This is a genomic window from Pseudomonas sp. P4_C1, assembly GCF_056402155.1.
Genome location: NZ_JBFUHY010000075.1, coordinates 1 through 14,872, shown reverse-complemented (window position 1 = coordinate 14,872; position 14,872 = coordinate 1). Strand labels below are relative to the sequence as shown.

Annotated in this window: 15 protein-coding genes; 4 read left to right on the top strand and 11 right to left on the bottom strand. The window is 61.4% G+C overall.

All coding sequences use genetic code 11. The features are described from left to right. Positions 1-82: 82 nt before the first annotated feature. The 4 genes from AC1DU9_RS24940 to AC1DU9_RS24925 form a co-directional block, all read right to left on the bottom strand. Complete coding sequence (locus AC1DU9_RS24940; protein ID WP_223463645.1) at positions 83-472, bottom strand: c-type cytochrome; 390 nt, start codon at positions 470-472, stop codon at positions 83-85. A 189-nt stretch (positions 473-661) separates the two neighbouring features. After that, positions 662-1,057 carry a DUF1801 domain-containing protein gene (locus AC1DU9_RS24935; protein ID WP_477810927.1) on the bottom strand — a complete coding sequence of 132 codons (396 nt, stop codon included), beginning with the start codon at positions 1,055-1,057 and terminating at the stop codon, positions 662-664. Positions 1,058-1,119: 62 nt separating this feature from the next. Continuing rightward, positions 1,120-1,563, bottom strand: coding sequence for an arsenate reductase ArsC (locus AC1DU9_RS24930; protein ID WP_223463643.1), 444 nt, complete (start codon positions 1,561-1,563; stop codon positions 1,120-1,122). A 23-nt stretch (positions 1,564-1,586) separates the two neighbouring features. Further along, on the bottom strand, positions 1,587-2,516 hold the full coding sequence (locus tag AC1DU9_RS24925; RefSeq protein ID WP_223463642.1) for a Ppx/GppA family phosphatase: 930 nt from the start codon (positions 2,514-2,516) through the stop codon (positions 1,587-1,589). 177 nt (positions 2,517-2,693) lie between these two features. On the opposite strand from AC1DU9_RS24925, the gene ppk2 reads away from it, so the two are divergent. Further along, positions 2,694-3,611 (top strand): polyphosphate kinase 2, encoded by a 918-nt coding sequence (gene ppk2, locus AC1DU9_RS24920; protein ID WP_477810926.1) that lies wholly within the window; start codon positions 2,694-2,696, stop codon positions 3,609-3,611. A gap of 164 nt (positions 3,612-3,775) precedes the next feature. Here the strand turns inward: ppk2 and AC1DU9_RS24915 are convergent, their stop codons facing one another. Together AC1DU9_RS24915 and AC1DU9_RS24910 are read right to left on the bottom strand one after the other, a co-directional pair. Further along, positions 3,776-4,114: a hypothetical protein gene (locus AC1DU9_RS24915; protein ID WP_477810925.1), complete on the bottom strand. Its 339-nt coding sequence runs from the start codon at positions 4,112-4,114 to the stop codon at positions 3,776-3,778. A gap of 67 nt (positions 4,115-4,181) precedes the next feature. Further along, complete coding sequence (locus AC1DU9_RS24910) at positions 4,182-4,844, bottom strand: ATPase (protein ID WP_477810924.1); 663 nt, start codon at positions 4,842-4,844, stop codon at positions 4,182-4,184. A 230-nt stretch (positions 4,845-5,074) separates the two neighbouring features. On the opposite strand from AC1DU9_RS24910, the gene AC1DU9_RS24905 reads away from it, so the two are divergent. Continuing rightward, positions 5,075-5,380 (top strand): NIPSNAP family protein, encoded by a 306-nt coding sequence (locus AC1DU9_RS24905; RefSeq protein ID WP_056723739.1) that lies wholly within the window; start codon positions 5,075-5,077, stop codon positions 5,378-5,380. Between the two features lie 13 nt (positions 5,381-5,393). On the opposite strand, the gene AC1DU9_RS24900 is transcribed toward AC1DU9_RS24905, so the two are convergent. The 5 genes from AC1DU9_RS24900 to speB form a co-directional block, all read right to left on the bottom strand. Next, positions 5,394-5,852 (bottom strand): GNAT family N-acetyltransferase, encoded by a 459-nt coding sequence (locus tag AC1DU9_RS24900; protein WP_223463638.1) that lies wholly within the window; start codon positions 5,850-5,852, stop codon positions 5,394-5,396. A gap of 198 nt (positions 5,853-6,050) precedes the next feature. Continuing rightward, on the bottom strand, positions 6,051-7,739 hold the full coding sequence (gene betA / locus AC1DU9_RS24895; protein WP_477810940.1) for a choline dehydrogenase: 1,689 nt from the start codon (positions 7,737-7,739) through the stop codon (positions 6,051-6,053). 17 nt (positions 7,740-7,756) lie between these two features. Further along, positions 7,757-9,331, bottom strand: a complete 1,575-nt coding sequence (locus AC1DU9_RS24890) for a purine-cytosine permease family protein (protein ID WP_223463637.1) — start codon at positions 9,329-9,331, stop codon at positions 7,757-7,759. Positions 9,332-9,558: 227 nt separating this feature from the next. Then, the gene (locus AC1DU9_RS24885; RefSeq protein ID WP_477810923.1) at positions 9,559-11,070 is read right to left on the bottom strand and encodes an aldehyde dehydrogenase family protein; all 1,512 of its coding nucleotides are present in this window, start codon (positions 11,068-11,070) and stop codon (positions 9,559-9,561) included. Between the two features lie 53 nt (positions 11,071-11,123). Continuing rightward, the gene (speB, locus tag AC1DU9_RS24880) at positions 11,124-12,125 is read right to left on the bottom strand and encodes an agmatinase (protein WP_223464003.1); all 1,002 of its coding nucleotides are present in this window, start codon (positions 12,123-12,125) and stop codon (positions 11,124-11,126) included. 151 nt (positions 12,126-12,276) lie between these two features. Between speB and AC1DU9_RS24875 the strand changes: the two genes are divergently transcribed. Next, positions 12,277-13,191 (top strand): LysR family transcriptional regulator, encoded by a 915-nt coding sequence (locus AC1DU9_RS24875; protein ID WP_477810922.1) that lies wholly within the window; start codon positions 12,277-12,279, stop codon positions 13,189-13,191. A 68-nt stretch (positions 13,192-13,259) separates the two neighbouring features. Beyond that, positions 13,260-14,768, top strand: a complete 1,509-nt coding sequence (locus tag AC1DU9_RS24870; RefSeq protein WP_477810921.1) for a sigma-54-dependent transcriptional regulator — start codon at positions 13,260-13,262, stop codon at positions 14,766-14,768. Positions 14,769-14,872 lie beyond the last annotated feature (104 nt).

Here is a 14,872-nt window from a genome sequence, read left to right as displayed (position 1 = left end):
AATCGTCACACCATCGGCGCAGATTGCGTCGATGTCGAACTGCCCCCCTTGCGCTACGGGTAGAGTTCGGACAGCAGGTCGATCATTGCGCCGGGAAGGTTTGCAGGTAGGCCAGCAGGTCTTCGATTTTTTCCGGGTCGCTGAGGCCCCAGAAAATCATGCGGGTGCCGGGCACGACTTGCTTCGGCGCTTCGAGGTAGGCGATCAGGGTTTCGCGGTCCCAGACCAGGTTGGCGGACTTCATCGCGTCGGAATACACGTAGTCCGTGGTGACGGCGGAATGGCGACCAATCACGCCATTGAGCTGCGGGCCAAAGAAGGCGCGAGCCGATTCGCCGATCTGGTGGCAGCCGCTGCAGAGGCGTTTGAACACTTTTTCCCCGGCCTGGACATCGCCCGCAGCAAGGGTGGGAGTGCTGAGCAGGCCTGCGGTGAGCGCCAGGGCGAAGGTCAGGGCGGCGATTTTCTTCATGTTCCGTTTCCAGGCTGCGAGTGCTCGCTATTGGAACATGCCAGCTGAGGATATCCAAAACGGTCAGGTGGACACCGCCCAATGTAGGAGCGAGCCTGCTCGCGATTACGGTCTGTCAGGCACCTTTGATGTCGACTGGCACTCCCTCATCGCGAGCAGGCTCGCTCCCACAGGGTTCTGTGTACTGAGTTACTTTTTGGTTCGGGAGGTATTGAGCTCAATGGCTGCCTGAATCAACACCGTCAGCGCCGCTTCATCGATCCGCTCACCCTCGCGGATATCGATGGCACGCCGGGTATTGCCTTCCAGGCTTGCGTTGAACAATTTCGACGGATCATCCAGCGAAGCGCCCTTGGCGAAGGTCATCTTCACCACTTGCTTGTAGGTCTCGCCGGTGCAAATGATGCCGGCATGGGACCACACCGGCACGCCCCGCCACTTCCATTCTTCAATCACTTCGGGGTCGGCCTGGCGGATGATCTTGCGGACGTGGGCCAGGGTTTCGCCGCGCCAGTCGGCCAGTTCCCGGATTCGTTCGTCGATCAGCGTCGAGGCTTCGTTTGTTTCAACATTTTCCGTTTTCATCACCGTTTCGACCCTCATCATGATGGTTGTGACCGATGAGGGTAGACGGTGTCCGAAGGTTTTCAGGAATCGCTGACTGACGGCGCCTGGGGCACGGGGCGGGTTTTCACGGTGACGAACATTTTGATGCGGTCGCCGATTTCCTGGAGGGTATGGCGGAACGGGTCGTGTCTTTCGCTGATGGTCGGGTCTTCGAAGCTCCAGACCATCACTTCACCGGTAAACGGCATGCGTGAGGCCTCTTCGGAGGACTTGTCGCACAGGGTGACGACGTAGTCGAACGCCTGGCCTTCGAAATCCTCGAGGGACTTGCTGCGCAAGCCGCTGGCATCGACACCGATGTGATCGAGGGATTCGAACGTGCGTGGATCGATCTCGCTGGCCTCGAGCCCGGCGCTGAAGGCCTGGAAGTCGTCAGGATCAATGTGACGCAACAGGGCTTCGGCCATGGGTGAACGGACATCGTTTCGGGCGCAGACAAACAGCACGCGACGGGGGTCGGTCATGGGTTTACCTCGGCTGGCGGACTTTAGTGTTTGTTCATCAATCCATGCAGCACGCCGAACCGCAGACCCGGCTCAGACGCAATCATATGCGTGATCCCGAACACCTTGAACGCCGCCAGCATCACCGCCAGGCCACCGGGCAAGATGCTCAGGCGATGGGTGGGCAAACCGGCCAGCTTGAGGTGTTTCACATGTTTGACTTCCAGCAGGCGCAACGACAGGCGCAACAGGCCACCGTAGGTGATGCCGCTCTGGTGGTCATCATTCAAGCCATTGGCCTTGAGCACCTTGGCCAGCATCCGCGCCGTCCCGGAAGAACCGATCGCCTGCTGCCAGCCCATGGTGCGGTAACGGCGGGCAATGCGTTCGAATTGCACGGTGGCCGCGCGCTCGGCCTCCAGCAGCGCTTCGGCCACGATCCGCCCGCCATGGAAGTAACGCGCACCGAAGGTGCCGCTGCCGATGGCAATGCTCTCGGTGACCAGCAGCTGGTCGCCACGGCCGATGATCATCTCCGTGGAGCCACCGCCGATATCCACCACCAGCCGCATGGTTTGCGCCGGCAAGGTGTGGGCCACGCCGGCGTAGACCAGTTGCGCCTCTTCGTGACCGGAAATGACGTCGATGCGAAAGCCCAGGTGGCGTTCGGCACTGGCCAGGAACAGCGGCGCGTTGTCCGCTTCGCGTACCGCGCTGGTGGCCACCGCCCGCACGCGCCCGGCCTCGAAACCGCGCAGTTTCTTGCCGAATCGCGCCAGCGCCTGCCAGCCACGGTCCAGCGCCAACTCATCGAGCGCCCCGCCCTGCAGGCCTTCGGCCAGACGTACCGGTTCACGCAGGGTTTTCACTTCCTGGATGACCATCTGCTGGTTCCGTCTCACCGACTGGCCAATCATCAGGCGAAACGCATTGGAACCCAGGTCGATGGCGGCAAACAGCGGGGCGTCTTTCATAGGGGGTTCCTTGCACATTCATCTGCCGGCGGACTGGCGGCCGTCGGGTACTCAAGACGGATTGCGAGGATCTTGCCATGGCTTCGATGACACCCAGATGACACCGCCTGGCATCACCACTTCGTAACAAACTGTGACCAGGATCGGCCGTACCACCCATGACGCGAGTGTCTCACCATGCTTTCCAATCAGGACACCTTGATCCAGCGCATCCACCGCGAGCTGCTCGATATCAGTGACGAGGAGCTGGAACTGGAATTATCGGAAGACGGGCACAACCTGGACGCACTGTTCGATGAACACATCGAGGATGGCAGCGAGAAAGAAGCCCGACGTCGCTACTTCGCCGAACTGTTTCGCCTGCAAGGCGAACTGGTGAAACTGCAGAGTTGGGTGGTGAAAACCGGGCACAAGGTGGTGATCCTGTTCGAAGGCCGCGATGCCGCCGGCAAGGGTGGCGTGATCAAGCGCATCACCCAGCGCCTCAACCCTCGGGTCTGCCGGGTGGCCGCCCTGCCCGCGCCCAACGACCGCGAGCGCACGCAGTGGTATTTCCAGCGCTACGTATCGCACTTGCCCGCCGCCGGGGAAATCGTGCTGTTCGACCGCAGCTGGTACAACCGCGCCGGGGTCGAGAAGGTCATGGGGTTCTGCAATGACGACCAGTACGAAGAGTTCTTCCGCACCGTGCCGGAATTCGAACGCATGCTCGCCCGCTCCGGCATCCAGTTGATCAAGTACTGGTTCTCGATTTCCGACCAGGAACAGAACCTGCGCTTTCTCAGCCGCATTCACGACCCGCTCAAGCAGTGGAAGCTCAGCCCCATGGACCTGGAGTCGCGCCGTCGCTGGGAGGCCTACACCAAGGCCAAGGAAATCATGCTCGAGCGCACCCACATCGCCGAAGCGCCCTGGTGGGTGGTGCAGGCCGACGACAAGAAGAAGGCCCGCCTCAACTGCATCCATCACCTGCTCAGCCAGATGCCTTATGAAGAAGTCGAACTGYCGATGATCGAACTGCCCCAGCGCGAGCGCCAGAAAGACTACTCACGGGGACCTGTACCGCAGGAAATCATCGTGCCGGAGGTTTACTGACTCAACACAATTAGTCGGCAGTCAGCGAATTAACGGCATCCTGATGAATGGCCATCAAGCCGTCATCGAATCGTCATGAGCCGGGCGCCATACTCAAGTCATTCAATGCGTGCTTTAACTTTCTGCTGCCAATTCTGGTGGCTTTTTTTTGCCTGAAATTCTGCTTACAGACACTCCTGCGCCGCACGCTCGAACGTCGACGGCACGAACGCCGACGCCAGCAACTTGCGTTCGTACAGGAACACCTTGCCGCCGTTCGAGGCCTTGTAGGTTTCAAGCACGTTGTCCGCCGCCACTTTGCTCGATACGACGATCCGGTAGCTGCGCTGGGTCTGGGACACCGTGGGCGCCAGCGCATCGTGCTGCAACTTCGGCACCACGCAATGGGTGTACTCCTCGGGCGACTTGCTGGTCTGCAAGGTCAGCGTCGGATCGTTCGGCGTGGCACAACCGGCCAGCAGCAGCGAGGCGAAGGCCAGGGTGGGGGCAAAAAAAGTGCGCATGAATCAGGTCCTGAAAAGAAATCAACGGTGATTTGGGTTGCCCGCCGCTCAATGGTCGTCGAGCTAATTAATTGATTGCTGCGGTTAATCCGGCTGATACCAGCGCCTTCAACGACGCATCGAACTGTTTCAGCGCGGTCAGTTGCAGGTCGCGTTGCTGTTCGATTTGCGCGGCGATCTCGGGGGCGGCCTTGTCATGCACCCACACCGACGGCAGTTGTTTTTCCACCGCGCTTTCGGCCTTGCCGATGTACTGCAAGTTGGCGTCGTAGAACCGCGCGGCGAAACGCGCCTCGACCCGATCGTTACGCTGGGTCAGCAACTGGTTGTGGGTATCGAGCATCACCACCACATCGGGATGGGCGTGCACCAGGGCATCGAGGTTGTCGTAGACGGTCACCGACAGAAAGGTGTGGTGCAGCGAACTCATCAGCCAGTCGATGGCCAGTTGCGGATCGGAGCTGTTGACGAACGCCTGGCGAATCCGCGCATCCAGTGCGTTCTTCGCGCCGTTCACCGCCACCGAGTGGTATTGCTCAAGGTATTGCAGGTTTTCCACGGTGTCTTCGCTGTAAAGCACTCCGACCGTCTGCCCGTATTGCAACCCGCCCTGGCTCCCAGTGATGGGCGGCAGATGGCAGGTGCGCGCGTCTTCGGCAAAGGCCGATGTGGTGGATGCAACGCTGCCCAGCAACAGGGCAATCACAGCCAGTCGGGTCAAGATTTTCATCGCGCGGGTTCCTTGAGCAGCGTGTTCAATGCAGGCGATTTTCCGCCTTTGCGCAAAAAACAGAACTTGCGATTCTTGATGGTGACTATTGACTGAACCGATAGTGCGGGGCCGCTAGCGCATGCCTCTGGCGTAAACTTACCGGTCAATGTCGAACAAGCGGCTGTGCCGGGCGCCCACGGTTGATTACAGTGGCGACTGCCCTCAAAACCTGATCAAGGAACGAAACAATGGTGACCTGCTACCTCAAATACGTGCTCGATCCCTACCAGCTCGAAGCGTTCGAACACTACGGCAAGTTGTGGATTCCCCTGGTGGAAAAGTTCGGCGGCCAGCACCACGGCTACTTTTTGCCCTCGGAGGGCGCCAACAACATCGCCCTGGCGCTGTTCACCTTCCCCAGCCTGGCAGCGTACGAACATTACCGGCAGCAGTCGATGAACGATCCAGAGTGCATCGCGGCGTTCAAGTACGCCGAAGAGAAGAAATTCATCCTCAGCTACGAGCGTTCGTTCATGCGGCCGGTGTTTGGCTGACTGGATCGCTGAGTCAGTCTTTTTTCAGATCCAGGCAGTAAGTGTAGTAACCGGGGTCGCGCACCCAGCCCTGGGATTCATACAGGCGCTGGGCGGTGAGGTTGTCGGTGGCGGTTTCCAGGGTCATGCCTTTGCCGCCGGCCAGCTTCGCAAAATCCCGGGCGGTGTTCATCAGCAATGTGCCGACGCCTTTGCCCCGGGCAGCGGGCGTGGTGAACAGATCACCGAGCAGCCAGGTGCGGTGGGCGTCGATCGAGGAAAAGGTCGGGAACAGCTGGACGAAGCCGAGGTTTTCACCGTCGCTGTCCCGGGCAAGAAAAATCACCGACTCATCCCGGGCGATGCGCTCGGCGATGAAGGCGCGCGATTGCGAAAGGTTCGACGGCTGCTTGTAGAACATCCGGTAGGCGTCAAACAAAGGGGTGATCTGGTCGATGTGCGATGCGTCGGCGCGCAGGGCCTGAATAGCCATGAGGGTGCTCCATTGCGGTCTCAAGGAATTACAGACTAGCAATGGCAGCTGAACAGCGACGTAAAATTTTATGGGGCACCGCTGCCCCCCTGTAGGAGTGAGCCTGCTCGCGATAGCGGTCTGTCAGTCAACATCGCTATTGAATCTGATGGCCTCATCGCGAGCAGGCTCGCTCCTACATTGGATTGCGGGTTGCGGTCAGACCCGCACGTTACGACCTGGCAGCGAAGTACGCTGGCTGCTCTCCCAGCCCTCGACCAGCCCCACTGGCACATCCGACGCCGGCAGCATCTTCACGCCACGCACCAGATCGGACGCCCGTTCGGCGAGCATGATGGTCGGCGCATTGAGGTTGCCGTTCGGCTCGGTCGGGAACACCGACGAATCGATCACCCGCAGCCCGGCGATACCGTGCACGCGCAATTCGGAATCGACCACCGCCATGTCGTCCTCGCCCATGCGGCACGAACCGCACGGATGGTAGGTGCTTTCCAGGTTGTCACGCACGAAGGCGTCGAGGTCTTCATCGCTGGTCACCTGCGCACCCGGGGCGATTTCGCCATCGCGGAAGCGGTCCATGGCTTTCTGGCCGATGATCTCGCGGGTCAGGCGAATGCAGCGGCGGAAGCCTTCGCGGTCCTCTTCCCGCTCCAGATAGTTGAAGCGGATTTCCGGATGCTCGTACGGATCGGCCGAACGCACCCGCACATAGCCACGGCTTTTGGGTTTGTTCGGGCCGGTCAGCACCATGAAGCCGTGGCCCTTGATCGGCTTGTTGCCGTCGTAGCGCATCGCCGCCGGCAGGAAGTGGAACTGGATGTCCGGCCAGCGCAGGCCCTTCTCGGAGCGGATGAAACCACCGGCCTCGAAGTGGTTGGTGGCGCCCAGGCCGTCCTTGAACAGCAGCCAGCGCAGACCGATCATCAGCTTGCTCAGCGGGTCCATCTTGTTGTTGAGGGTCACCGGTTCCTTGCAGCCGAACTGGATGTACACCTCGGCATGATCCTGCAGGTTCTCCCCTACGCCCGGCAGGTCATGGCGCACGCCGATCCCGGCCTTGCGCAGCACGTTCGCCGGGCCGATGCCCGAGCGTTGCAGCAGGTGCGGCGAGCCGATCGGCCCGGACGAGATCAGCACTTCGCGGTTGCAATACACCTGGTGGGTCTGGCCACCGTGGTCATACATGACGCCCACCGCCCGCTTGCCTTCGAGGATGATCTGGCGGGTCATCGCATGGGTGATCACCGTCAGGTTCGGACGGCCCATGGCCGGGCGCAGATAGGCGTTCGCCGTGGAGCAGCGCACGCCGTTCTTCACGGTCATGTGCATGGCGCCGAAACCTTCCTGCATGTAGCCGTTGCAGTCTTCTGTCTTGATGTAGCCCGCCTCCGCACCGGCTTCGACCCAGGCACCGTACAGCGGGTTTTTCATGTGGTTACCGTTGGTGGTGTGCAGCGGCCCGGTCTGCCCGCGATAGCTGTCGCCGCCCGACTCGTAGCTCTCGGCACGCTTGAAGTACGGCAGGCAGTTGCGATAGCCCCAGCCTTCGGCACCCAGGGATTCCCACTCGTCAAAGTCCAGCGCGTGACCACGGATGTACACCAGGCCGTTGATCGACGACGAGCCGCCCAGCACCTTGCCCCGTGGGCAGTGAATGCGTCGGCCGTTGAGGTGGGTCTCCGGCTCGGTTTCGTAGCGCCAGTTGTACTTCTTGGTGTTCATCGGGATCGAGAATGCGCTCGGCATCTGGATCACTACGCTCTTGTCACTGCCGCCGAATTCCAGGACCAGTACCGAGGTGGCCGGGTCTTCGCTCAGGCGGTTGGCCAACACACAACCCGCCGAGCCTGCGCCAATGATGATGTAGTCGTATTTTTGCGTAGACATTTTTTGCGTGGTCATAGTTATCTCCCGACCGTCGATTCAGTGAATACCCGCGGTGGCTGCTGTTTGTGGGTCAGCGTGTCGCCGGTGGTGTATTGCGGGGAGTTTTTCTCAATCTGCTGGATCACCGCTTCTTCACGTTTCAGATCGATCGAGCGGCTCAGCCAGTAGTACGCCAGGCCCGACACGATCAGCCCGACCAGCCAGGCGATGTCGATGCTGCCCAGCGCCTTGGCGAGCGGGCCGACATACACCTCGCGTTGTTCAACGCCGTCGAAGATGTAGAAGAACGGGATCATCGAGATAAAACCGATGGCGTAGGCGGCGATACCGCGCAGTCCCCAGCTGCCGTAGATGTTGCCGTGGGGCATGAAGAAGTGCGGGATGGCGTAGCGGCCCTTGCGCACGAAGAAGTAGTCGGTGAGGTTGACCGAAGTCCAGGGCACCAGGAAGTACAGCATCACCACCAGGTAGATCCCCAGCACCGACAGGCCTTTGCCGGAACTCTGGATGCTCAGGGCCACGCCCAGTTGCAGCAGGATCACGAAGCCGATGGCCAGGATGCGTGCCTTGCGTGTTGGCTCAATGTGCTTGATCGAATCGACGCAGGTCAGCGTGGTCAGCTTGGCGCTGTAGATGTTCATCGCGATCACCGGCAGGAACGCCAGAATGGTGACCACCACCACCGCCGTGCCCACCAGCGGCGACACGGTGTTGCCGACTTGCCCCAGGGCCACCAGCACGTCAGTGGAGTGCAGGTGATCGGCCAGCCAGCCGCCGACGGAGATCATCCACGCACCGGACAGCGACGCCCCGAGGAACACCACGGCGATCAGCTTGCCGCTGGAGGTGTTTTTCGGCAGGTAGCGCGAATAGTCCGACACATAAGGCGCATAGGCGATGTTGTAGCTGGCGGCCGCCGCAAACTGCGCGATGAAACCGGTCCAGTTGAAACCCAGCGGCTCCCGGGCCACTTCACCCTCCGCGAGTGCCGGCAGCACTGCATCCGGCACCCAGCCCATCACCACCGCCACAGTCACCAGGCCATACAGCGGCAGCGACAGATACAGCGCCCATTTGAAGCTGCGGTGCATCCAGTCGTGGCCGAGAATCGCCAGCACCGCCGCCGGTATGGTTACCGCCACCGCGATCACCGCGGGGTTGAACCCGAATAGCGTATGCAGCCCCTGCATCATCAGCACCAGGTTGACGATGTTGAAGCCGGCGAACACGAACAGCGTTGCGAGCAGTACCAAAATCACCCCGCGATAGCCGAACTGCGCGCGGGACTGGATCATCTGCGGCAAGCCAAGGTGCGGGCCCTGGGAGCCGTGAAACGCCATGAACAGCGTGCCGAACATGATACCCAGCGTGCCGGCCAGCGTGGTCCAGAGCGCGGTCAGGCCGACGCTCGGGCCAACGAAGCCGATGGTCATGGTGAAGAAAGTGAAGTTGCCGAGAAACCAGAACGGGCCCTGGCTCGACAGTTTGTCGGTGCGCTCGTTCTCGGGGATGAAGTCAATCGAATGCCCCTCGACGACGGATTTTTCGTCGAGGCTGGACACGCTCGTGGCGGACTTGGCGTTAGTGTTCATGATGGACTCTTATTGTTGGAAGATCATGACGAGATAACCGCGTTCTTTCGGGCCACAGGTACAGTGTTGCCCGTGCCTACCTGGCGTTGTTGCAGATGCCTTATTGGAACGAATCAAAACGCAAAACCTGTAGGAGCGAGCCTGCTCGCGATAGCGGTGTGTCAGACACATCACTTTCAGCTGAAAAACCGCTATCGCGAGCAGGCTCGCTCCTACAAGGGAAAGCGTCAGCTTGGTAAGGTGATCCACACCGCCTTGGTTTCGAGCAGGTAATCGAGCTGCTCGGCGCCCAGGTCCTTGCCGAATCCGGACTGTTTGTAGCCACCGAACGGCATCGACGGGTCGAGGGTGCCGTGGGCGTTGACGTAGACCGAGCCTGCTTTCAAGCGTGGAATCAGGCTGTGCACCTTGCCCAGGTCGTTGGAATACAGTGCCGCCGCCAGGCCGTAAGGCGAGTCGTTGGCCAGGGCCAGCGCTTCTTCCTCGTCGTCGAACGGTGCGGTGACCAGCACCGGGCCGAAGATTTCTTCCTGGACAATGCGCATGTCGTTGCGGCAATTGGCGAAGATGGTCGGCTCGACGAAGAAGCCAGGGCCATCGACCGGTTGGCCGCCGTAGACCAGTTCGGCGCCTTCGGCCTTGCCGGTTTCGATGTACTCGGTCACGCGCTGCTTTTGCAGGGCCGAAACCAGCGGGCCGATGAAGCAATCAGGATCCAGGCCCGGAGCCATTTTCAGGGTGCGCGTGTAGGCGATCAGCTCACGCAGGAATTCGTCGTAGACACTGCTATGAATATAGGCCCGTGTACCGGCGTCGCATACCTGCCCGGAGTTGAAAAACACGCCGTTGGCGACCGCTTGGGCGGCGGCCGGGATGTCGGCATCGGCGCAGACGATGACCGGTGATTTACCACCGAGTTCGAGGGTCAGGCGCTTCATGTCATCCAGCGCTGCGCGACCGACAGTCTGGCCGACCGGGGTCGAGCCGGTGAAGGTCAGTTTGTCGATGCCCGGGTGAGTGGCCATGGCCGCACCGACCACGCTGCCGCGCCCGGTGACGATGTTGATCACGCCATCCGGAATGCCCGCTTCCTGCACCAGCTCAGCGAAACGCAGGGCTGACAACGAGGTCAGTTCGGCGGGTTTGACCACCACGGTGCAACCGGTCGCCAGCGCCGCGCCGAGCTTCCAGGCCATGGTTTGCAGCGGGAAGTTCCACGGCACGATGGCGCCGACTACGCCGACCGCTTCCTTGCGGGTATAGGCCAGGTAGTTGCCCGGTAGCGAAGGTTCGACGGTACGGCCATGCAGCTTTGTGGCCCAACCGGCGAAGTAACGCAGGGTATCGACGGTGCCCTGGATGTCCACGTCCTTGGCGAAGGCAACCGATTTGCCCATGTCGATGGATTCGATTTCCGCCAGTTCAGCAGCGTTCTGCTCAATCAGGTCGGCCAGGCGCTGCATCATGCGTTCGCGTTCCGCCGGTTTGGCCTGACGCCAGGCGCCGCCGTCGAACTGGGCGCGTGCGGCTTGCACGGCGCGGTCCAGATCATCGGTGGTGCCCATGGGAATGCGGCTGATCAGGCCTTCGGTCGAAGGTTCGATCACATCGGAGGTCTGGCCGTCGCTGGCTTCGACCCAGGCACCGCCGATGAACATTTTCTGGACCTTGCTGAGGAAGGTCTGGGTGGCTTCGCTGACGCCGAATTTCTGCAGGTAACTTTTGACGATCGTGTCCATTTTTGTTCTCTCTGCCCGGCAGTCAGAGCCTGCCGGGTCTCTGGTTTCGATGATCAGGCTGATGCGGCTTCGCTCTCGGCGGCTGCCCGCACCTTGCCACGCTCGTGGAAGATGAAACCGATGCTGTTGAGCAGCAGTTGCGCGGCCAGGATCGAGGTCATGCCGGTCGGGTCGTAGACCGGCGCCACTTCCACCAGGTCCATGCCGACGATGTTGCCTTTGCTGCGCTTGGCCAGGGCCTGGATGATTTCCAGCACTTCGTAGTAGAGGAAGCCGCCGTGGCTCGGGGTGCCGGTGCCGGGGGCGATGGACGGGTCGAAACCGTCGATGTCGATGGTGATGTAGTAGTTGATGTCCTCCGGGATCAGCGCCAGCACTCCCTCGACGCCAAGGCGACGCACGTCACGCACCGAGAGGATTTTCGAGCCGGCTTCATGGGCCGCTTCGTAGTCGTCACGGTTGGATGACGACACGTTGCGGATGCCCATTTGGGTCATGCCGACAATGTGGTTCATTTCCGAGGCGCGGCGCAGCGGGTTGCCGTGGCCGTAGCGCACGCCGTGGCGTTCGTCGACGAAATCCAGGTGGGCATCGAAGTGAATGATGTGGATCGGGCCGCGGCCTTCGAAGGCCTTGATCACTGGCGCATGCACCGAGTGGTCGCCGCCGAGTACTACCGGCATCACGCCGGCATCGAGGATCTTGCGCACGGCGTATTCGGTGTTCTTGTTGCTGGTGGCCATGTCGGTGTGGACGATGTCGGCATCACCGACGTCGACCATGCGCACGTCCGACGCGGTGAGGTACATCACGTCATCTTCGTGGTCGTAGGCGCCGGCGTGGCCGAAGGAAAACAGCGTCGATGCTTCGCGAATCCCGCGTGGTCCGAAGCGTGCGCCGGAGCGCCACTGGGTGCCCATGTCGTTGGGCACGCCGAGCACCGCGACGTCGGCATCCAGTGCATCCCAATCGGTGCACACCGGGGATTTGCCAAAGGTGCAATGACCCACGAATGGCAGGTTCAGGCGACCGGATTCATAACCGTTGTTCGACATTTCTAGCCTCTCCACTTCTTGTTATCGGCTTGACGGACTGCAAGGCGACCGCCGTTGGAAAGACTATGGGCGCAGGTTTTCGTGGAAAAAATGCTAAACATCAGATACTCATATCGGCATTCCCGATGCATCCACAGGCCGGAGGTCCAAGATGATCCAGCTGCACGATGTCGACCTGAAACTGCTCAGGGTGTTTGCCACGATCGTCCGCTGCGGCGGTTTCTCGGCCGCGCAGGCGGCGCTCAATGCCGGGCAGTCGACCATCAGCGAACAGATGACCCATCTGGAAACCCGTCTCGGGGTAAAGCTGTGCCAGCGCGGGCGCAGCGGCTTCCGCCTGACCGAGCAAGGCGTGGCGATTCATGAAGCCACCCAGCGCCTGTTGTCGGCGGTGGAAAACTTCTGCATGGATGCCGACGTGCTCAAGCAGCACATCAGCGGCAAGCTCAACCTGGGGATCATCGACACCACGATTACCGATCCTGACTCGCCGATTCCACGCACCACCCAGCGCTTCGTCTCCCGTGGGCATGACGTGCACCTGAACGTGTACGTCGGTACCCCGGCAGAACTTGAAGAGCGGGTGCTCGACGGTCGCCTGCACCTGGCCATCGGGCACTTTCCGATCCATGTGCCGGGGCTGCTGCAATCACCGCTGTACCAGGAAGCGCTCGGTTTGTATTGCGGGCGGCGTCACCCGTTGTACGGCAGCCACGCCGAAGGTGAGGAACTGCTCGAAGAAGTCGCTGCGGGGCGGATCGTCGTGCGCGGCTACATGCAGCAATACGACCTCGAACACCTGGGCGTCAGCAAGGCGGCCGCCACCGTGGACAACATCGAAGCCACGGCGATCCTGATCATTTCCGGCGCCTACCTGGGTTTTCTGCCTGAGCACTTCGCCACCCAGTGGGTCAAGAGCGGCGAGATGCACCAGTTGGCCCCCGGGAGTCTGCGTTTGAAATCGCCGTTCGACGTGATCACCCGTCGCGGCACGGCACCGCCACCGATCCTCCAGGCGTTCCTCGAGGACCTGGCCGCCAGCGCCCGTAAAACCGGCCAGCCGTGATGTGACGCTCGCCAAATTCAAATTTTGCCGGGCATACTGATTCGGTTCTCCAACCTTGCAGGCCCGTCATGCGCATCCACGTCACCTTCATCGACCGCGTCGGCATCACCCAGGAAGTGCTGGCCCTGCTCGGTGGACGCAGTTTCAACCTGGACGCCGTGGAGATGGTGCCGCCGAACGTCTACATCGACGCGCCGACCCTCGGCGCCGAGGTGCTCGAAGAATTGCGCGAGGCACTTTTCGACGTGCGCGGCGTGCAAGCGGTGACCATGGTCGACATCCTTCCGGGGCAACGCCGGCGCCTGCAACTGGACGCGTTGCTGGCAGCCAGTTCTGACCCGGTGCTGGCGGTGGATGACCGAGGTCACGTGCTGCTGGCCAACCCGGCGCTGATCGCACTCTGCGGCCGCGAACCGGCCGGTGAATCGCTGACCGCGCTGTTCGACGATGCCGATCTGCAACGCACCCTGATCGCTCAGCATTTTCGCCTGCCGATGCACGAGGTCAGCCTTGGCGGCCAGACGCTGCTGCTCGACGCGATGCCGATCACCGACGCCGGCGCCCTGCTCACCCTGTACCAACCCAACCGCATTGGCGAACGCCTGTCGGCGCTGCACCATGACCATGCCGAAGGCTTCGATGCGCTGCTTGGCGAATCGCCGCCGATCCGCGCGCTCAAGGCCCGTGCGCAACGGGTGGCGGCCCTTGATGCGCCGCTCTTGATCCAGGGTGAAACCGGCACCGGCAAGGAGTTGGTGGCCCGCGCCTGCCATGCCATCAGCCCACGGCACGATGCGCCGTTTCTGGCTCTGAACTGCGCGGCACTGCCGGAGAGCCTGGCCGAAAGCGAGCTGTTCGGCTACGCCCCCGGCGCCTTCACTGGCGCGCAACGGGGCGGCAAGCTCGGCCTGCTGGAACTGGCCGATCAGGGCACAGTGTTTCTCGATGAAGTGGGGGAAATGTCGCCCTATCTGCAGGCCAAGTTGCTGCGTTTTTTGAGCGATGGCTGCTTCCGTCGGGTCGGTGGCGACAAAGAGGTCCGGGTCAATGTGCGGGTGCTCAGCGCGACCCACCGCGACCTGGAAAAAATGGTCGCCGAAGGGCGTTTTCGCGAAGACCTGTTCTACCGCCTCAACGTACTCAACCTGCAAGTGCCGCCGTTGCGCGAACGCGGTCACGACATCCTGCTGATGGCCAATCACTTCATGCAACAGGCCTGCGCGCAGATCCAGCGACCGACGTGTCGTCTGGCACCGAGCACCTTCAGCGCCCTGCTCGGCAACCGCTGGCCGGGCAACGTGCGGCAACTGCAGAACGTGATCTTTCGCGCGGCGGCGATTTGCGAAAACCCGCTGGTGGACATCGACGACCTGGACATCGCCCGCACGGCAGTGGAGCGGCAGAATGACGGCGAAGTCGGCAGCCTGGAAGAGGCTGTGGGCGACTTTGAGAAGAATCTGCTGGAACAGCTGTATCGCAGCTATCCGTCCAGCCGGTTGCTGGCGGCGCGGTTGCAGACTTCCCATAGCGCGATTGCCATTCGCTTGCGCAAGTACGGGATTCCCAACAAGCCCTGAGCTATCTGTCGGAACACATTTTCACTGACAACACATTCCCCTGTGGGAGCGAGCTTGCTCGCGATAGCGGTATGACAGTCACATTGATATTGACTGACACTCCC